This window comes from Actinosynnema sp. NPDC059797, assembly GCF_042732085.1.
Lineage (GTDB): Bacteria > Actinomycetota > Actinomycetes > Mycobacteriales > Pseudonocardiaceae > Actinosynnema.
In genome coordinates, this window is the sequence record NZ_JBHWIE010000006.1 from 31,342 (window position 1) to 50,170 (window position 18,829).

Below are 18,829 nucleotides of genomic sequence, written 5' to 3' on the forward strand. Positions count from 1 at the left end.
CCGGGAGGTCACGGCTCCGCGCGGGAGGTCACGGCTTCGCCGGGGCGGCCCGCGTACCCCGCGTCGAACGCCGCCGCGAACCCGTCCGGGCCCAGCGCGGCCCGGGCGGCGGCGGCGATCCGGTCCACGTCACCGCGCTCGGCCGCGGGCAGCGGCACGCCGACCGAGTCGCGCGCCGCGCTCGCCGCGCCGAGCAGCCGGGCCGCCTCCGCCGGTTCGCCCGCCACCGCCCGCGCCCCGGCCAGGCCCTCCAGCCCCAGCGCGACCGCCCGCGGGTCGCCGGACCGCCTGGCCAGCTCCAAACCCCGCGCCTGGAGGTCCAGCGCCCGCGCCGCGTCCCCGCGCAGCTCCGCCACGAACCCCAGCTCGGCCAGCACCAGCGTGGAGGCCAGGTCACCACCGACCCGCCGGTGCCACGCCAGGACGCGCCGCAAGCGCTCCTCGGCCTCGTCCAGCAGGCCCTCCCGCCGCGCGCCCAGCGCCAACCCCGTCTCCGCGTACGCCTCGCCCGGTGAGAAACCCTGCTCCGCCGCGATCCGCCGCGCCCCTTCGTGCAGGTCGCGCGCTGCCGCGAGGTCGCCCTCCAGCAGCGCGACCCGCCCCAGCCAGGACAGCTTGTACGACACCTCCGGCCATGACCGCAGCTCCTCGGCCACCCGCAGGCCCTCCTGGTGCACGGCGGCGGCACGCGCGTAGTCGCCGTCCAGCTCCGCGAGCATCCCCAGCCCGAACGACGACTTCAGCAGCCCCCACCGGTCACCCAGCTCGGTGAACAGGCCGGCGGACCGCGCGGCCGACTCCCGGGCCGGTCCGACCAGCCCACGCGCCAGCACCAGGCTCACCAGGTCGGCGTGCGCGGCGGCCACGCCCCACCGGTCGCCCAGCTCCTCGAACGCCGCCAGGGCCTGCCCGGTCAGCGGCTCGGCGCCGTGCATGTCCCCGGCCGTGCCCAGCACGTACCCGAGGAACCACCGCGCCCGCGCGCGCCGCAGCGGGTCCCGGATCCGCGCGGTGCCCTCCACCGCGCCCGGCTCGACCGCCTCGCCGGCGAGCACCCCGAGCCCGGAGCGCCAGGCGACCGTTTCGGGGTCGTCGCCGGTCAGCAGCCTGCGCGCCTCCCGCAGGTGCCCGCGCAGGAACCAGTGCCAGGTCAGCGCCCGCGCCAGCCGGGCCGAGCCCGCGTCGTCCAGCACCTCGAACGCGGCCCGCAGGTTCGCCGCGTCGGCGTCGAGCCGGTCCAGCCACGCGAGCTGGTCGGGTCCGCGCAGGCCGGCGTCGGCCCGTTCGGCGAGGTCGAGGTAGAACGCGGCGTGCCGGAGGCGGACGGCGTCCAGCTCGCCCGCGTCGCGCAGCCGCTCCCGGCCGTAGTCGGCCACCGACTCCAGCAGCCGGAACCGGGGGACGCCGATGTGCTCGGGCGCGACCACCAGCGACCGGTCGACCAGGCGGGTCAGCGCGGCCGGCACGTCCGCGACCCCGTCACCCGCGCACACGGCCTCGGCGGCGTCCAACGCGCACCCGTCGACGTGCGCGGACAGCCGGCGCAGCACCGCCCGCTCCGCGTCGTCGAGCAGGTCCCAGCTCCAGTCGATCACGGCGCGCAGGGTGCGGTGCCTGGCGGGCGCGTCCCGGTGGCCGGCCGCCAGGACCCGGAACCGGTCGCGCAGCCGGTCGAGCAGGGTGGTGAGGCCCAGGCCGCGCACCCGCGTGGCGGCCAGCTCCAGCGCCAGCGGCAGCCCGTCGAGCCGGCGGCAGAGGGCCGCCACGACCGGCGCGTTCCCCTCGGTGAGGGCGAACCCGGGCGCGGCGGCGGCGGCCCGGGCCGCGAACAGCTCGACCGCGCTCGGCACGTCCAGCGGCGGGACGGCCCAGACGGTCTCGAAGGCCAGGTTCAGCGGCTCCTGGCTGGTGGCCAGCACCCGCAGCCGGGGCGCGGTCCGCAGCAGCCGCGACACCAGCCCGGCCACCGGCTCGACCAACCGCTCGCAGTTGTCCAGCACGAGCAGCGCGTCCCGGTTCCGCAGCGCGTCCACGACCCGGTCGACCGGGTCGCCGAACCGGCGGTCGCCGTCGTCCCGGACCCCCAGCACGGCGGCGACCGCCGCGACCACCTGCTCGCCGTCACCGGCGCCGGCCAGCTCGACCAGCCAGACCTCGTCCGCCACCACCCCGCGCGCGACCTCGACGGCCAGGCTGGTCTTGCCCACCCCGCCGGGCCCGGTGAGGGTGACCAGCCGCGCCCGGCCGACCAGGTCCCGCAGCTCCCGGACCGCCTCGTCCCGCCCGACCAGGGCGGTGACCGCCACGGGCAGGTTGGACGCGGGCGGCGCGGCGAGCACCTGACCGCGCCCCGTCCCCGGCTCCCCGCCCCCCGACCCGGGCAAGCCGGTGAGCGGCACCGGGCCCTGGCCGACTGCCTGGTCCCTGTTCGGCGCCGGGTCCTGGTTCAGCGCCGGGTCCTGGTTCAGGATCGCCAGGTGCAGCGCGGCCAGCTCGGGCCCCGGCTCCAACCCGCGTTCCTCCGCCAGCAACCGCCGCAGCCCGGCGTAGCTCTCCAGCGCCTCCGCCTGCCGCCCGGCCCGGTACAGCGCCCGCATGTGCGCACCGCGCAGCCGCTCCCGCAGCGGGTACCGCGCCACCTCCGCCGCCAGGTCGACCCCCGCCGCCCCGACCTCCACCGGCCCGACGCCCGCCGCCCCGATTTCGGCGAGCCGCTCCACCACCGCCAGCCGCTCCTCCTCCCACCGGGCCACCAGCCCCGCCCGGAAGGGCGCGTCCGCGAACTCGGCCAGCGGCTCACCGCGCCACAGCGCCAGCGCCTCCGCGAACCGCCCGGCCGCCGCCAGCTCCCGGAACCGCAGCAGGTCCAGCGAGCCGGCGTCCACCCGCACCGCGTACCCGGCCGGCTCGCGCACGACCAGCGGCCCCAGCAGCCGCCGGAGCTGGGAGACCTTCGTCTGGAGCGTGTTCACCGGGCTCCCGGGCGGCCGGTCGCCCCACAGGTCGAACACCAGCCGGTCCACCGACACCGGCCGCCCCTCGTGCGCCAGCAGGTCGGCCAGCAGCAGCCGCACCTTGGCCTCCGGCACCCGCACCGGCTCACCCGCCGGCGCCCACACCGCCAGCGCCCCCAACACCCCGAACCGCACGAGGGGCACCGTAGCCAACGACCCCCAGCGAACCCCCAGGGTTTCGTGCGCGCGGGCGGGCACCGTGGTGATCACCCGGACGAGGAGTGAGCGCACATGAGCAGCAAGACCCCGTTGACCTTCATCGGCCTCGGCCCCATGGGGCAGGCGATGGTCAACCGGTTCCTGGACGAGGGCCACCCGGTCACCGTGTGGAACCGCACCGCGAGCCGCGCCGACGGCGTGGTGGCCAGGGGCGCGACCCGCGCCGCGACCGCCGCCGAGGCCGTCGCGGCCAACCGGCTCGTGATCCTGAGCCTGACCGACTACGAGGCGATGTACGCCGTGCTGGGGGGCGCGGACCTGGCCGGTCGCGTCGTGGTCAACCTCAGCTCCGACACGCCGGACAAGACCCTCAAGGCCGCCGCGTGGCTGGCCGAGCAGGGCGCCGAGCTGGTCGTCGGCGGTGTGATGGTGCCGGCGGAGCTGGTCGGCGACCCGAGCGCGTACGTGTTCCACAGCGGCCCGCGCGAGGTGTTCGACCGCCACCGGGAGACCCTGGCGGTCATCGGCAGGCCGGAGTACCTGGGCGAGGACCACACCCTGGCCCAGCTGTTCTACCAGGCGCAGCTGGACATCTTCCTGACCGCGCTGGCGGGCATCCTGCACGGCGTCGCCCTGGTCGGCTCGGCCGGTGTGACCGCCGAGCGGTTCGCGCCCTACCTGAAGGACCTGGTCGGCTCGCTGGACATGTACCTGGACGAGGTCGTGCGCAGCATCGACTCGGACGAGCACCCCGGCGACCAGGCCAACGTCACCATGATGGGCGCCACGGCCGACCACGTCGTGGGCGCCACCGAGGCCGCCGGCCTGGACACCGCGCTGCCCGGCGCGGTCCAGTCGCTCTACCGCCGCGGCCTGGAGGCGGGGCACGGCGGGGACAGCTGGACCTCGCTGATCAACGTGATCCGGGGCCACCGGCCGACCGGCTGAGCCACCGGGGTGGCGGGTCGGTCGGCCGGCCGACCCGCCACCCGACCGCCTAGACCTCGTTCAGGCCGGGGTTGCGGTCCTCGACGACGAACGACTTCAGCGTCGTGGCCTGCGCCCCGGCCGTGCGGACGTACGGCAGCGAGCGGAAGTCGGCCCGCAGCTCGCGCGCGGTGAACTTGGTCCGCACGTAGCCGCGCCGCCTGCTGTGCAGCTTGATGTGCGGGTTGTTGCGCAGCTGCACCTGGTCGGAGGTGTCGTTGCCGTCGCCGCCGGAGGTCACCGAGGTGCACACCAGCTCGGTGCCGACGGTGCGCGACGCCGGGTCGTTCCAGTCCGCCTTGATGTCGGCGGCGTAGGCGGCGTGCACGTCACCGGTGAGCACGACCGCGTTGCGGACCTTCGCGTCCACCCAACCGCGCGTCACCCGGTCGCGGGACGCGAGGTAGCCGTCCCAGGAGTCCATGGACAGCTCCTTCTCCGAGCCGTCCTTGCGGTCGCGCTCGGCGAAGAACACCTGCTGGCCGAGCACGTCCCAGCGCGCCCGCGACCGGCGGAAACCGTCGAGCAGCCACCGCTCCTGCTCGGCGCCGGTGATGGTCCGGGTGGGGGTGCCGGCCTCGGCGCAGGTCTTCCAGCCGTCGCCGCACGCCTGGTCGTCGCGGTACTGGCGGGTGTCCAGCATGTGGAAGTTGACCAGGCCGCCCCACTGGACCCGCCGGTAGAGCTGCATGTCGATGCCGTTGGGCCGGGCGCCGCGCCGCAGCGGCATGTTCTCGTAGTAGGCCTGGAACGCCGCCGCGCGCCGGTCGGGGAAGTTCGGGTCGGGCTGCTCGGGGACCTCGTCGGCCCAGTTGTTCTCGACCTCGTGGTCGTCCCACACGACCACCCACGGCGCCACCGAGTGCGCCAGCTGGAGGTCCTCGTCGGTCTTGTACTGGGCGTGGCGCAGCCGGTAGTCGGCCAGCGTGCGGGTCTCCGGGCCGAGCACGGTGCGCACGTCCGCCGCCTTGGCCGCGTACTCGTACTGGTAGTCGCCCAGGTGGAGGACCACGTCGGGGTGGTCCTCGGCGAGCCGCCGGTACGCGGTGAAGTAGCCCTCGCCGTAGTGCGAGCACGACGCGAAGCACATGGTCAGGTCCTGCCCGACCACCCACGGCTCGGGGGTGGTGCGGGTGCGGCCGACGGGGGAGAGGTGCGAGCCGACCTTGAACCGGTAGAAGTACTCGCGGCCGGGCCGCAGGCCGAACGTCTCCACGTGCACGCTGTGCCCGCTCTGTGGGCGGGCCACCTCCACGCCGCGCCGCACGACGCGCCGGAAGCGCTCGTCCTCGGCCAGCTCCCAGTGCACCGGGACGACCCGGTTGGGCATACCGCCGAGGCCGTCCTCGTTGAGGGGGTTGGGCGCCAGCCGCGTCCACAGCACCATGCCGTCGGAGCTGGGGTCACCGGAGGCGACGCCGAGGGTGAAGGGGTCGTCGAGCTTCGCGAAGCCCGCACCCGTGGTCGCGAGGCCCGCCCCCGCTGTCGCGAGGGCCGCACCGCCGATGAGCAGGGAACGTCGGGTCACCGAGGTCATGGCTGGACACCGTTCCCGACGATGTTGGCGACCAGGTGAACGTCGGTGTGACACGAGTGGACGACTTCGCGCGGGACGTTCCGGGGGGTCGTTGAAGCGTTGGCACTCGCGTGGGTAGAGTGCTAGATGCACGGCACCAGCAACCGCCCCGACCCCCGCGACGGCGGGGTGGCAGGAGCCGTAAACGCAACCTGCCAACGCTTTCGACGACCGTGGAGGTCAGCCCGGTGAGCGTGAACATCAAGCCGCTCGAGGACAAGATCGTCGTCCAGGCCAGCGAGGCCGAGACCACGACCGCTTCCGGCCTCGTGATCCCGGACACCGCGAAGGAGAAGCCCCAGGAGGGCAAGGTCATCGCGGTGGGCCCCGGCCGGATCGACGACAAGGGCAACCGCGTTCCGGTGGACGTGGCTGTCGGCGACGTCGTCATCTACTCGAAGTACGGCGGCACCGAGGTCAAGTACAACGGCGAGGAGTACCTGATCCTCTCCGCCCGCGACGTGCTGGCCGTCATCAACTGACGCTCGGCTGACACGCAAAGCGCCCCGGCGACCCCATCACCGGGGCTTCCCGGGGCGTTTTCGCACTTGAGAGAGGCGTAGAAGGTATGGCCAAGCAGATCAGCTTCGACGAGGACGCTCGTCGGGCCCTTGAGCGCGGCGTGAACAAGCTGGCGGACACGGTCAAGGTGACCCTGGGCCCGCGCGGCCGGCACGTGGTGCTCGACAAGAAGTTCGGCGGGCCGACGGTCACGAACGACGGTGTGACCATCGCCCGCGAGATCGAGCTGGAAGACGCGTTCGAGAACCTGGGCGCGCAGCTGGCCAAGAGCGTGGCCACCAAGACCAACGACGTGGCCGGCGACGGCACGACGACCGCGACCGTGCTGGCCCAGGCCATGGTGCGGGTCGGTCTGCGCAACGTCGCCGCGGGCGCCAACCCGACCTCGCTCGGCCGCGGCATCCAGGCCGCCGCCGACGCCGTCGTGGACGCGCTCAAGGCGAAGGCCACCCCGGTCAAGGGCCGGGACAACATCGCGCAGGTCGGCACCGTGTCGTCCCGCGACGAGTCCATCGGCGCCCTGCTCGGCGAGGCGATCGAGAAGGTCGGCGAGGACGGCGTGATCACCGTCGAGGAGTCCTCGACGCTGGCCACCGAGCTGCAGATCACCGAGGGCGTCCAGTTCGACAAGGGCTACGTCTCGGCGCACTTCGCCACCGACCTGGAGGCGCAGGAGGCGGTGTTCGAGGACGCCCGCATCCTGCTGCACCGCGAGAAGATCTCGGCCCTGGCCGACCTGCTGCCGATCCTGGAGAAGGTGGCCGAGGCGGGCAAGCCGCTGGTCATCATCGCCGAGGACGTCGAGGGCGAGGCGCTGTCCACCCTGGTGGTCAACGCCCTGCGCAAGACGCTGCGCGTGGTCGCGGTCAAGGCGCCGTACTTCGGCGACCGCCGCAAGGCGTTCCTGGACGACCTCGCGGTCGTCACGGGTGCCACGGTCATCTCGTCCGAGGTGGGCCTGAAGCTGTCCGAGGCCGGTCTCGACGTGCTGGGCAGCGCCCGCCGCGTCGTGGTCTCCAAGGACGACACCACGATCGTCGACGGCGGCGGCACCAAGGCCGACGTGGCCGGGCGCGCCGAGCAGCTGCGCCGCGAGATCGAGGCCACCGACTCCGACTGGGACCGCGAGAAGCTCCAGGAGCGGCTGGCGAAGCTGTCCGGCGGCATCGCGGTGATCAAGGTCGGCGCGGCCACCGAGACCGAGCTGAAGGAGCGCAAGCACCGCATCGAGGACGCCGTCGCGGCGACCAAGGCGGCGGTGGAGGAGGGCATCGTGCCCGGCGGCGGTTCGGCGCTGGTGCACGCCTCCAAGGTGCTCGACGGCGGTCTCGACCTGACCGGTGACGAGGCGACGGGCGTCGGGATCGTGCGCGAGGCGCTCGGCTCGGCCCTGTTCTGGATCGCCGCGAACGCGGGCCTGGAGGGCGCGGTCGTGGTCAACAAGGTGCGCGAGCAGGACTGGGGCTTCGGCCTCAACGCCGCCACCCTGACCTACGGCGACCTGCTGGAGGCCGGGATCATCGACCCGGTCAAGGTGACCCGCTCCGCGGTCGCCAACGCCGCTTCCATCGCCCGCATGGTGCTCACCACGGAGAGCGCCGTCGTGGAGAAGAAGGAAGAGGAGCCCGCCGCTGCCGGCGGCCACGGCCACGGTCACGGCCACGGCCACTGACCCACCGGCTCACACCCGCCAACCCGGAAGGGGCGGCACCCACCAGGGTGCCGCCCCTTCCGCATCCCACCCCCCGCGTGTCATGCCTTCAACCCTCGCGAGTCGTACGCCCAGACCCGCCGTGTCGTACGCCCAGACCCCCCGAGTTCAACGCTCGGAACGCGCGTGTCCTCCAGTCCGGCACCGCGTGTCCGCGGGGCGGCCTGGGGGTGTCCTCCGGCCGGCCACCGCTAACCCACATGTGGGGCACCACAAAAAACGCGGTGGGGCGCCCCCCCGTGGGGCCCCCCCTCCCGCGCGCCGTGCGTCAAGCGGGTGTCAGTTGCCGTTTGCGGGCTTTGATGATGCTGTCCCGCTCCGACTCCGAGAGCCCGCCCCATATCCCGTACGGTTCCTGAACCGCCAGGGCGTGACGTCGACACATCTCCAGCACCGGGCACGACAGGCACACGGCCTTGGCCCGCGCCTCCCGTCGGGCCCGCGCCGGTCCGCGTTCACCGTCCGGGTGGAAGAAGAACGCGCTGTCCATCCCGCGGCACGAGCCGCGCATCTGCCAGTCCCACAGATCGGCGTTGGGACCGGGAAGCCTACGGGTGTCCGCCATCGAGACCGCCTCCTTGGCCCATTGACGTGCACTGCTCCATTCGGCTTAACGATGATCCACCGTAGAACCGCGTCAATGCTTGTTCAAGGGGGTGGACGACATACAGCGGTCAATTCATTCGATGGGTGATCGGATGTGGTTCAAACCACGAGTTGCCCGTGACAACAGGTGAACGGAGCATGTCAGCGTGACGACCCCCGCCGATCACGACGGAACCTCACCCGAGGGCGAACGGGAAACCGTTGGGGCGAAGGGTGATCCCGCACATTCCGTGACGCTCTCGGTGGCCGCCGTGGCCCGTCGGCTGGGGGTCGCGCCGGCTACTCTGCGCACTTGGGATCGGCGCTATGGCCTCGGACCTGGTGATCACACAACCGGGCGACACCGCAAGTACGGGCCGCTCGACGTGGCCCGCCTGGAGCTGATGCAGCAGGCGCTGCTGCGCGGCGCGTCGTCCGCCGAAGCCGCCAAGTACGCCCTCTCCGCCCCCGTGCCCGACCCTCGCGCCGCGCCACGCCGGTCGCCGGACTCGCGCCCGTCACCAGGGGGCCGCGGCCTCGGTCTCCACGCGGCCAACCGGCGGGCCCGGGGCGTGGGGCGGGCGGCGTTGGCGATGGACTCGGCGGCGGTGCAGTCGCTGCTCGCGGACGCGGTCGAGGCGGACGGCGTGGTCGCGACGTGGGACGAGGTGATCCGCCCGGTGATGGCCGCCGTCACCGCGCGCTGGGAGCAGTCGGGCGCCGGCCTGGAGGTGTCGCGCCTGCTGGAGGAGTGCGTGCGGGCCGCGATGGTCCGGGCCGCGCCGATCGTGACCGAGCCGCGCAACCACCGCCCGGTGCTGCTGGCCTGCACGCCGGGGGAGCGCCACGACCTGCCCCTCCACCCGCTGGCGGCGGTGCTGGCCCAACGCGGGATCGGCGCACGTCAGCTGGGTGCGGACCTGCCGCTGGAAGCCCTGGTCGCCGCGGTTCGGCGGACGGCGCCGGCCGCCGTCGTGCTGTGGGCCCAGCTGCCGCGGTACGCCGATCCGGGTGTGGTGGTCGCGGTGCCCCGGACGCGCCAGCAGGTCCGCGTCTTCGTCGGCGGTCCCGGGTGGGAGCGCGGCGTGGTGCCGCAGCCGTCGGAGCGGATCGACGACCTCGCGTCGGCCGCCGACGCCGTGGAACGCGCCGTCTGCTGACCCGGTGGTCGGTTCGCGGTGTCGGACTGGAGGACACGCGGTGCCTGAGTGGAGGACACGCGCGTTCTGAGCGTTGAACTCGGGGGGTCTGGGCGTACGACACGGTGGGTCTGGGCGTACGACACGGTGGGTCTGGGCGTACGACTCGCGGGGGTTGAAGGCATGACACGCGGGGGCTGAGGGCATGACACGCGAGGGGGGAGGGCATGGCACGCGGGGGTTGGGGGTGTGGCTCGCGGGGCGGAGGATGAGGGGGTGGATGTTCGGCGTGCTGCGTTCGGGGACCGGCCCGAGGCCGAGGTGTGGGCGGCCGTTCGGGAGGGCGGGGTCGAGGAGCGGTGGCTGGCGGCGGTGGTGCTGGGTGGGCAGGGGCACTACGCGGCGGCGGCTGCCGTGCTGAGGGAGTTGATCAAGGGCGGTGGGCTGTTCGGGTCGTTGGCCGCCTCGACGCTCGCCTCGCACCGCCGCCAACTGGGTGGGCACGCGGCGGCTCGGAAGCTGGACGCGGTGGCGTTGGGGTTGGCGGAGGAGGAGAGGGGGAGGGAGGAGAGAGGTAGGGAGAAGAGGGAGGGAGAGAAGAGGGAGGGAGAGAAGAGGGGGAGGGGGGTCGATTCGGACGGGGTGGATGTCGCGGGGGCGGTCGCGGACGCGTTGTTGGGGCTCGCGGCCGACGCGGTGGGCGCCGGACGGGTGGGTGAGGCCCGGAGGGTGCACGGGCGGGTCGAGGCGCTCGGTTGGCGGAGCCGGGTGCGCCACCAGTGGGTGGCCGCCGAGATCGAGTTGGCGGACGGTCACGCGGAGCGCGCGGTCGAGCCCGCCGAACGGGCCGCGGCGCTCGCGAGGGAGGCGGGCGCGACGCGGCACGTCCTCAAGTCCGACCTCGTGCTGGGGACCGTCCTGGTGGTCCTCGGGACGCCCGTCGACCTCGATCGGGGGCTAGATCTCCTCCGGTGTGATCTAAATCACACTGACCGGCGGGGCCTCTTCTCGTTGATCTGGCCGACGGCGCTCGTGCTCGCAAACGCGCAGGAAAACCGCACTTTTGCGGTCGGCCAGAACGTGAAGGAACGAACCCAAAACGCTCTGAGCTGCGTGTTACGGAGAGCTGATCCGATCAGCCGACGACTGGCCCGGCAATCGCCGTGGATCCCGACTGCGCTGCTCCGTTCCGGGGAACCCCCGAACGCAGACCCTGAGACGAACTTCTTGACGGATTAAGCACCGGATCGTGTCAAGGTCCGGCCCCTAGCGTCCGATAGGGGATGTGGAACGTCACTCGGCTGCAGGAAGGAGTCCCCGTGACCACGGTCCTTATTTGCGACGACCGGCGCAGTGTGCGGGAGGGTCTCACCCGTGTGATGTCGGCTGTCCCCGGGGTTAGCCGCATCGACTGCGTAGCGCACGGTGACGAGTTGTTGGCTCGGTTCTCTCGGCAGCCGGTCGACGTCGTACTGGTTGGTACCCAGCGCGCCGTCCCGACCGGGGTCGAAGCGACCCGGCGACTCGTCTCGGCCAACCCGCAGGCCAACGTCATCGTCTTCGGCGCACCGGACGACGCGGGCAGCATCGCCGCCGCGATCGCCGGCGGCGCCCGCGGCTACCTCCGCTGGGACGCCTCGCGCCCCGAGCTGGTCGCCGCGCTGGCGCACACGCTCGCGAGCACCAGCGTGCCCGCGCCGCGCCAGCCGTCCGACCCGGGCGTGCAGCTCACCGAGCGCGAGCTGCAGGTGCTGCGGGGCATGAGCCAGGGCAAGAGCAACGGGCAGATCGGGCGTGAGCTGTACCTCTCGGAGGACACGGTGAAGACGCACGCCCGCCGGCTGTTCCGCAAGCTCGGCGTGCGCGACCGCGCGCAGGCCGTCGCGCACGGCTTCCGGCGCGGCCTCGTCTCCTGAACCCGCTGAGACGGGTGAGGCGGTTCACGCCGACGCTCCTTACCTCTTGCCGGCCCGGCCGACGTCACCGTCGCCGGGCCGGCTCGCCGTCCGCGGCGTGTCGGCAGGTCACGGGCCTCTTCTCGCCCATTGCGCAACACGGGGCCGGAAGACCGGTACCGTAAGCGTCACCGGTACGGGCGACGTCGGCCGTCCCGTGCTGTTCTTTGTCGATACGCCTATGCGTAACACCAGGGCTGCTGTCTGCGATGACCAACTTGGGGGACGGACTGGACGCCGAAGTGGGCGCGGCCGTCGATGGCGACCGCCACGCGATCGAGCGGCTCCTGGCATCCATCCGCCCTCTGGTGGTGCGGTACTGCCGCGCCCGAGTCGGAAGGCAGGAGAGGTCCTTCGCTTCGGCGGACGACGTGGCCCAGGAGGTGTGTCTCGCGGTGCTGACGGCCCTGCCCAGCTATCGCGACCAGGGTCGGCCGTTCTTGGCGTTCGTCTACGGGATCGCCGCGCACAAGGTGGCCGACGCGCATCGCTCAGCCGCCCGGAACCGGTCCGAACCGGTCCCGGAGGTGCCGGACGCCCCCGAGACGGAGGCCGGTCCCGAGCAGCGTGCCATGCAGGGTGAGCTGTCGGGCCGGATGGCCGCGCTCCTGAAAGTCCTTCCGGAGAAGCAGCGGGAGATCCTGCTGCTCAGGGTGGTCGTCGGCCTGTCGGCCGAGGAGACCGCCGACGCGGTCGGCTCCACGCCGGGCGCGGTACGGGTGGCGCAGCACCGGGCTTTGGCCCGCCTCCGCAAGACGTTGGCGGCGGAGGAGGTGGTCTGAGTGGCTGACCAGCACGAGAAGGGCAACGGAGAAGTCGTGCGCGGACGAGAGGAAAGACCGCCGCAGCCTGATGACGCCCTGGTCGAACCGGGTGACGACCTCGCGGGCATCCGGGCTGACGACGCGCTGCTCGACGCACTGGGCGGGAGGAACCCGGAGCAGGCCGATTCCCTCGTCGACGACGAGCTGAACGCGCTGCTGCTGGCCTGGCGGCGCGAGGTGGACAGCCGCCCGGTGGGCGAGCTGGTCGACACCGACACCGCCGTGGCGACGATCGCCGCGGCCCGACCCCAGCCGCGCAGCAGGCACCGCTACCTCATCCCCCTCGCGAGCGCCGCCGCCGTGCTGGCCATCGCGTTCACCGGGGTCAGCCTGGTCGCCCGCGACGCCGAGCCGGGTGACGCCCTCTGGGGCCTGACCAGGGTCCTCTACTCCGACCACGCGCGGTCGGTCGAGGCCGCCGTGGCGGTCCGCACCGACCTGGACAACGCGGGCACCGCGCTGCGCGAGGGCCGCTACCGCGAGGCCAAGGTCGCCCTGGACAAGGCGGGCGAGTACCTCCGGTCGGTCTCCGACGACGACGGCCGCGACGACCTGACCCAGCGGCACGAGACGCTCAAGCAGGAGCTGGAGAGCACCACGCCGACGCCGACGGCCACGCCGTCACCGGTCGCCTCCCCCACGTCGACGACGACGCAGCGCGCGCCGAGCAACCCGCCCTCGGCGGTCCAGCCGACCACCACGACGACCACGACCCCGCCACCGCCGGTCAGCACCACGGAACCGGTGCCCTCCACGGGCGGCGAGGAGCCACCGCCACCGCAGCCCAGTTCGGGCGAGTCGCCGGGCCAGGGCCAGTCCCGCGGCGAGACCCAGAACTCCGGGGACCAGGCGCCGGCCGACACCCCGGCCACCCAGGAGTGACCGCACCTGTGACCAAGCCCGCGCCGGGAAACCGGGGCGGGCTTCGTCACACCTTCAACGGGCGCTCTCCGCGGTGACGCCGTCCGCGTAACCGCGGCAGTACTCCCAGCTCACGTAGGCGGAGGGGTCCGGGTCGTACGCGGGCTCGTGCGGTCGCATCCGGCCGTCGGCCAGGAGCTGCTCCAGGCTGGACCTCAACAGCGCCCAGTCGTGGTAGTGCGGCTCCTGGCACTCGCCGCAATCCACCACGATCCCCCTGATCCCACGGGGTTCCAGCAGCGCCTGGTACACGGCGAGGTCGCTGAGGTCGCCCACCAGTTCGGCGCGTTCGGCGTCGTCCATGGGCGGGTGCTCGTGGTCGTGCTCGGGTTCGCCGAGAGCCCGGGCGGGGTCGTCCGGGTCGCCCGCGAACGGGTCTGGTGGCAACGCGTCGTGCGGCACGACCCCGCACGGTACCGGGCGGACCCCCGACCACGTCCAGATACCATGGGCTGAACCCATCGCCGCCTGTGGAAACCCGATCCGCGGCGGCGGGATCACCGCACCACGGAAGGCATGCCAGCCGCCATGACCAGCGAGCTCAACGCTGACGGAGTCCCGCCCAAGTTCGCCATGCTGGGACTGACCTTCGACGACGTACTGCTGCTGCCCGCCGAATCGGAGATCATCCCGAGTGCGGTCGACACCACCACCCGCCTCTCGCGCAACGTCACCCTGCGCATCCCGCTGGCCTCGGCCGCGATGGACACGGTGACCGAGGCGCGGATGGCGATCTCGATGGCCCGCCAGGGCGGCATCGGGGTGCTCCACCGCAACCTCTCGGTCGAGGACCAGGCCCGGCAGGTGGAGACGGTGAAGCGCTCCGAGGCGGGCATGGTGAGCGACCCGGTGACGTGCTCGCCGGACGACACCATCGGTTACGTGGACGAGCTGTGCGCCCGCTACCGGATCTCGGGCGTGCCCGTGACCGACGGGAACGGCAAGCTCGTGGGCATCATCACCAACCGCGACATGCGCTTCGAGGTGGACCACTCGCGCAAGGTCAGCGAGGTGATGACGAAGGGCCCGCTGGTGACCGCCCAGGTGGGCGTGTCCGCCGAGGCCGCGCTGGGCCTGCTGCGCCGCCACAAGGTCGAGAAGCTGCCGATCGTGGACGGCGACGGCAAGATCCGCGGCCTGATCACGGTCAAGGACTTCGTCAAGACCGAGCAGTACCCGAACGCCTCGAAGGACCCGGACGGGCGGCTGCTGTGCGCCGCCGCGATCGGCGTCGGCGAGGACAGCTTCACCCGCGCGATGGCCCTGGCCGAGGCGGGCGTGGACGTGCTGATGGTGGACACCGCGCACGGCCACCAGCGCAACGTGCTGGAGATGGTCGCCCGCGTCAAGAAGGAGCTGGGCGACGAGGTGGACGTGGTCGGCGGCAACATCGCCACCCGCGCCGGCGCGCAGGCCCTGGTGGACGCGGGCGCGGACGGCGTGAAGGTCGGCGTCGGCCCCGGCTCGATCTGCACCACGCGCGTGGTCGCGGGCGTGGGCGTGCCGCAGATCAGCGCGATCTACGAGGCGAACCTGGCGTGCGCGCCGGCCGGCGTGCCGGTGATCGGCGACGGCGGCATCCAGTACTCGGGCGACATCGCCAAGGCCATCGCGGCCGGCGCGAGCGTGGTCATGCTGGGCAGCCTGCTCGCGGGCACCGCCGAGGCGCCGGGCGACGTGGTCCTGGTCAACGGCAAGCAGTTCAAGACCTACCGCGGCATGGGTTCGCTGGCGGCGCTGCGCGGTCGCGGCGACAACAGCAAGTCCTACTCCAAGGACCGCTACTTCCAGGACGACGTGCTGTCCGAGGACAAGCTGGTGCCCGAGGGCATCGAGGGCCGCACGCCGTTCCGCGGCCCGCTCCAGCAGGTGGCGTACCAGCTGGTCGGCGGCCTGCGGATGGCCATGGGCTACACGGGCTCGAAGACCATCCCGGAGCTCCAGGGCAAGCAGCTCGTGCGCATCACGGCGGCGGGCCTGAAGGAGAGCCACCCGCACGACATCACGATGACCGTCGAAGCGCCGAACTACACCAGCCGGTGAGCTAAGGTCCACTGGTTCGAACCGGCACCACGGAAGGACTACTCAAGGTGCGCGATCTGGTCGAGATCGGCATGGGCCGGACCGCGAGGCGGGCCTACGAGCTGGACGACGTCGAGATCATCCCCTCCCGCAGGACGCGGTCCTCGAAGGACGTCTCGACGGCGTGGCAGATCGACGCCTACCGGTTCGAGATCCCGCTGATCACCCACCCGACCGACGCGATCGTGTCCCCGGGCACGGCGGTCGCGATCGGCGAGCTGGGCGGCCTCGGCGTCCTCAACGCGGAGGGCCTGTGGGCCCGGCACGGCGACGTGGAGGAGGCCCTGTTCCGCCTGGTGCAGTCGGTGGAGGACACCGACGACCCGGCCGCGCCGGTGAAGGTGCTGCAGGAGCTGCACGCCGCGCCGGTCCGCATGGACCTCATCGCGGAGGCGATCAAGCAGGTCCGCGAGTCGGGGGTGACGGTGGCCGTGCGGGTGAGCCCGCAGCGGGCCGCCGAGCTGACCCCGGACCTGCTGGCCGCGGGCGTGGAGATCCTGGTCGTGCAGGGCACGATCATCTCCGCCGAGCACGTCTCGCGCGACGGCGAGCCGCTGAACCTGAAGTCGTTCATCGCGGACCTGGACATCCCGGTCATCGCGGGCGGCGTCGGCGACTACCGGACGGCCATGCACCTGATGCGCACGGGTGCGGCGGGCGTGATCGTGGGCTACGGCTACACGCCGGGCGTCACGACCACGGACGCCGTGCTGGGCATCGGCGTGCCGATGGCCACCGCGATCGCGGACGCGGCCGCGGCGCGCCGGGACTACCTGGACGAGACCGGTGGCCGGTACGTGCACGTGATCGCCGACGGCGGCGCGCTGACCAGCGGCGAGATCGCCAAGTCGATCGCCTGCGGCGCGGACGCGGTGATGCTGGGCGAGCCGCTGGCGGCCGCGGCGGAGGCGCCGGGCCAGGGCCTGTACTGGACGGCGGCGTCGGCGCACCCGTCGGTGCCGCGCAGCCACGTGTCCAGCGGTGTCGACCAGGTGGTCGACCTGCGGAGCCTGCTGTTCGGCCCGTCGGTGGACCCGCGGGGCGTGACGAACCTGTTCGGCTCCCTCCGGCGGGCGATGGCGAAGACCGGGTACTCCGACCTCAAGGAGTTCCAGAAGGTCGGCCTGACCATCCGCGGCTGACCATCCGCGGCTGACCAACCGCGGCAGGGCCGTCAGAAGACGGCGGGCACGCCGGGGCAGTGGATCCCCACCACCCCGGCGAGCCGCGGCGGCATCCCGCCGCCCTCCGCCGCGGGGGAGGTCGTCCGCTCCTCGGCGACCCGGACGAGCCGCCCGGACGCGGGGTCGGCGGCGTAGGTCACCTCGTGGAGCACGTACTCGGACGGGCCGTCGAGCGAGGTGAACGGGCCGGCCGTGACGGTGCTCGTGCGCACCAGCGCGCGGTCGCCCCCCGCCAGGCACTCGACGCCGGTGGCCTCGTGCACCGCGCCGCCCACCACCAGTTCGGCCAGGTCGCCGCCGACCCGCGCGAGCCCGCCGTCGACGTGCTCGAACACGCCGATCACCACGCTGTGCGCGCCCGCCCCGGTCGGGACCAGCACCTCGACCCGGCCGTCGTCGGTGAGGTCGGTGGCGCCCACCCAGCGGGGCACGCCCACGTCGATGGTCGCGGGCAGGTCGAAGCGCTGTTCCCGGCCGTCCGCGAAGGCGACCTCCAGGCGGGCCGAGTCGGTTCCGCCGGCCCACGACCGGACCACCGCGAGCCGGTCCGCCGCGCCGTCGCCGTCGAGGTCGCCGCTGGTCGAGCCCAGCTCGTAGGCGCCGCCCGTGCGGGACAGGCACACCGGGTCGGCGGGGTCGCACAGGTGGGCCAGGACCTCGTCGTCGCCGGGTGGCCGGAACTCGGGCGCGTCGACCGACAGCACGCCCCCGGCGATCGGGACGCGGCGACCGCCGCGTTCGAGCACCAGGTCCGCGCCGTCCCCCGGCGCTCTGGGCAAGCGCGTGACCAGCTTCGACCCGCTGCGCAGGTGGCGGGAGCCGAGCGTCGGCTCGGACGACACCTGGACCCACCTGTTGCGCTCCAGCACCCACTCGCCGGTGGTGGGGCCGGTGGAGGAGGTCCCGTCGCACACCCCGGCGAGCACGGCGGTGCGCAGGCGGTGCGCCGGGTCCCACCACAGCGACAGGACCTCGGTGGCGGTCGGTCGGGTGTCGACCGGCGCGGCGGCGCTGAGGTCCGTGGGCACGGTCGACCCGCTCGCGGGCAGCGCCGCGAACACCTCCGCCGCGCCCTCGCACGGGTCGTCGCGCCCCCGGAAGGCCCCGGCGACCGCGTAGACGGTGTCGCCGGTCCCGTCGGAGGTGACGGCGACGGGGCCGCGCCCGCGCTCGTAGAGCTGCCCGGAGCGGTCCCGCCGGGTGGCGGTCACGGAGCCGAGCGGCGTGACCCCGCCGTCGACCCGGACGCGGAACCAGCTCTCGGCCACGCCCCGCTCCACCCCGCTGAGCAGCACCTCGCCGCCCGTGCCGGAGAACAGGTCGACGTGCTCCAGCGGGGGCAGCCGCGCGGGGACCTCCACGGGGTCGCCGCCGGCGTCGAGGTCCAGCCGCCGGAGGCCGGTGAGCAGGTCCGTGTCGCCGTCCGCGCCGGTGCTGACGAGCAGCGCGCCACCGCCCGGGGCGGCGATGCGCGCGCAGTCGTCGCAGAGCACCGAGCGGGTGTCGCCCGACCGGGCGTCCACGGTGACCAGCCTGCGGATCGCCACGGGGGTGTCCGCCGCGCCGACCGAGGTCAGGAAGGCCACGTGGCGCCCGTCCCCGGTCCACACCACGGGTCCGACGCGCTCCGACCGCTCCTCCCGCCACCGGGTGACGAGCCGTTCGCCCCGCATGACCACGACCTCGTCGGCGGTGGTGTAGGCGTAGGCGCCCTCGTCGGGCGCGGGCGCTCCCGCCGGCGAGGCCGCGGCCGCGACCAGCGCGACGACGGCGGCGGCGAGCCGGCGCCCGACCGTCACGGGAGGTACCCCCGTAGGTCACCGGGTTCGACGGGCACGGTGTTCTCCGCGAAGTGGTCGTCGACGAGCCCGCCGGTCTCGTGGTGCCGGGCCACGGGCAGGTCGGCGTCCAGGTCGAACCCGATCCGCCCGGCCCGCTCGCCCTCGCCGGCGGGTGGGTTGTGCAGGAGGGTGCCCGTCGCGGGGCCCCGGCACTCCTCGAGCACGCGGACGTCCGTGCCGCCCGCGCCCACCGGTTCGTCCACAGCGCCTCCTCCGACATGTGCGTTTCGGGCAAGACCGCCGCGCTGTTTCGCCGGGACGCACGGATGCACCCGATCGGGCGAACGTGACCGCCGCCGGCGGCTGAACCGATGAAGAACTAGCTGTTA

General features: G+C 73.5%; 16 protein-coding genes. 10 read left to right on the top strand and 6 right to left on the bottom strand.

Features of this window, described 5'->3' with window-relative positions; all coding sequences use genetic code 11:
* Positions 1–8: 8 nt before the first annotated feature.
* A complete protein-coding gene (locus ACFV4N_RS03660) occupies positions 9–3,149 on the bottom strand; it encodes an AfsR/SARP family transcriptional regulator (protein WP_499670933.1) in 3,141 nt (1,046 codons plus the stop codon).
* Positions 3,150–3,245: 96 nt separating this feature from the next.
* On the opposite strand from ACFV4N_RS03660, the gene ACFV4N_RS03665 reads away from it, so the two are divergent.
* Positions 3,246–4,121, top strand: a complete 876-nt coding sequence (locus tag ACFV4N_RS03665; RefSeq protein ID WP_499670934.1) for an NAD(P)-dependent oxidoreductase — start codon at positions 3,246–3,248, stop codon at positions 4,119–4,121.
* A 49-nt stretch (positions 4,122–4,170) separates the two neighbouring features.
* On the opposite strand, the gene ACFV4N_RS03670 is transcribed toward ACFV4N_RS03665, so the two are convergent.
* A complete protein-coding gene (locus ACFV4N_RS03670; RefSeq protein WP_499670935.1) occupies positions 4,171–5,697 on the bottom strand; it encodes an alkaline phosphatase D family protein in 1,527 nt (508 codons plus the stop codon).
* A 227-nt stretch (positions 5,698–5,924) separates the two neighbouring features.
* Here ACFV4N_RS03670 and groES point away from each other — a divergent pair, with 227 nt between their 5' ends.
* Together groES and groL are read left to right on the top strand one after the other, a co-directional pair.
* Complete coding sequence (groES, locus tag ACFV4N_RS03675) at positions 5,925–6,218, top strand: co-chaperone GroES (RefSeq protein ID WP_015105192.1); 294 nt, start codon at positions 5,925–5,927, stop codon at positions 6,216–6,218.
* Between the two features lie 86 nt (positions 6,219–6,304).
* Positions 6,305–7,930, top strand: coding sequence for a chaperonin GroEL (gene groL, locus ACFV4N_RS03680; RefSeq protein WP_499670936.1), 1,626 nt, complete (start codon positions 6,305–6,307; stop codon positions 7,928–7,930).
* A 307-nt stretch (positions 7,931–8,237) separates the two neighbouring features.
* On the opposite strand, the gene ACFV4N_RS03685 is transcribed toward groL, so the two are convergent.
* Positions 8,238–8,534 (bottom strand): WhiB family transcriptional regulator, encoded by a 297-nt coding sequence (locus ACFV4N_RS03685; protein ID WP_033428626.1) that lies wholly within the window; start codon positions 8,532–8,534, stop codon positions 8,238–8,240.
* A 292-nt stretch (positions 8,535–8,826) separates the two neighbouring features.
* Here ACFV4N_RS03685 and ACFV4N_RS03690 point away from each other — a divergent pair, with 292 nt between their 5' ends.
* The 5 genes from ACFV4N_RS03690 to ACFV4N_RS03710 all read left to right on the top strand — a co-directional run bounded on the left by ACFV4N_RS03690 (position 8,827) and on the right by ACFV4N_RS03710 (position 13,354).
* A complete protein-coding gene (locus tag ACFV4N_RS03690; protein WP_499670993.1) occupies positions 8,827–9,714 on the top strand; it encodes a MerR family transcriptional regulator in 888 nt (295 codons plus the stop codon).
* A 255-nt stretch (positions 9,715–9,969) separates the two neighbouring features.
* Entirely contained in the window at positions 9,970–10,932 is a 963-nt protein-coding gene (locus tag ACFV4N_RS03695) for a hypothetical protein (protein ID WP_499670937.1), read from the top strand.
* An 80-nt stretch (positions 10,933–11,012) separates the two neighbouring features.
* A complete protein-coding gene (locus ACFV4N_RS03700; RefSeq protein WP_015805222.1) occupies positions 11,013–11,609 on the top strand; it encodes a response regulator transcription factor in 597 nt (198 codons plus the stop codon).
* A gap of 248 nt (positions 11,610–11,857) precedes the next feature.
* A complete protein-coding gene (locus ACFV4N_RS03705; protein ID WP_499670938.1) occupies positions 11,858–12,430 on the top strand; it encodes a sigma-70 family RNA polymerase sigma factor in 573 nt (190 codons plus the stop codon).
* The gene (locus ACFV4N_RS03710; protein WP_499670939.1) at positions 12,431–13,354 is read left to right on the top strand and encodes an anti-sigma-D factor RsdA; all 924 of its coding nucleotides are present in this window, start codon (positions 12,431–12,433) and stop codon (positions 13,352–13,354) included.
* A gap of 54 nt (positions 13,355–13,408) precedes the next feature.
* Here ACFV4N_RS03710 and ACFV4N_RS03715 read toward each other — a convergent pair whose 3' ends face one another.
* On the bottom strand, positions 13,409–13,855 hold the full coding sequence (locus ACFV4N_RS03715) for a DUF5319 domain-containing protein (RefSeq protein WP_499670940.1): 447 nt from the start codon (positions 13,853–13,855) through the stop codon (positions 13,409–13,411).
* A 66-nt stretch (positions 13,856–13,921) separates the two neighbouring features.
* Here ACFV4N_RS03715 and guaB point away from each other — a divergent pair, with 66 nt between their 5' ends.
* Positions 13,922–15,436, top strand: a complete 1,515-nt coding sequence (gene guaB, locus ACFV4N_RS03720) for an IMP dehydrogenase (RefSeq protein ID WP_499670941.1) — start codon at positions 13,922–13,924, stop codon at positions 15,434–15,436.
* 47 nt (positions 15,437–15,483) lie between these two features.
* Positions 15,484–16,617 carry a GuaB3 family IMP dehydrogenase-related protein gene (locus ACFV4N_RS03725; RefSeq protein ID WP_499670942.1) on the top strand — a complete coding sequence of 378 codons (1,134 nt, stop codon included), beginning with the start codon at positions 15,484–15,486 and terminating at the stop codon, positions 16,615–16,617.
* 32 nt (positions 16,618–16,649) lie between these two features.
* On the opposite strand, the gene ACFV4N_RS03730 is transcribed toward ACFV4N_RS03725, so the two are convergent.
* The gene (locus tag ACFV4N_RS03730; protein WP_499670943.1) at positions 16,650–18,458 is read right to left on the bottom strand and encodes a hypothetical protein; all 1,809 of its coding nucleotides are present in this window, start codon (positions 18,456–18,458) and stop codon (positions 16,650–16,652) included.
* Complete coding sequence (locus ACFV4N_RS03735; RefSeq protein ID WP_499670944.1) at positions 18,455–18,703, bottom strand: hypothetical protein; 249 nt, start codon at positions 18,701–18,703, stop codon at positions 18,455–18,457. Before ACFV4N_RS03735 ends, ACFV4N_RS03730 begins: the two co-directional genes overlap by 4 nt.
* Positions 18,704–18,829: the final 126 nt, after the last annotated feature.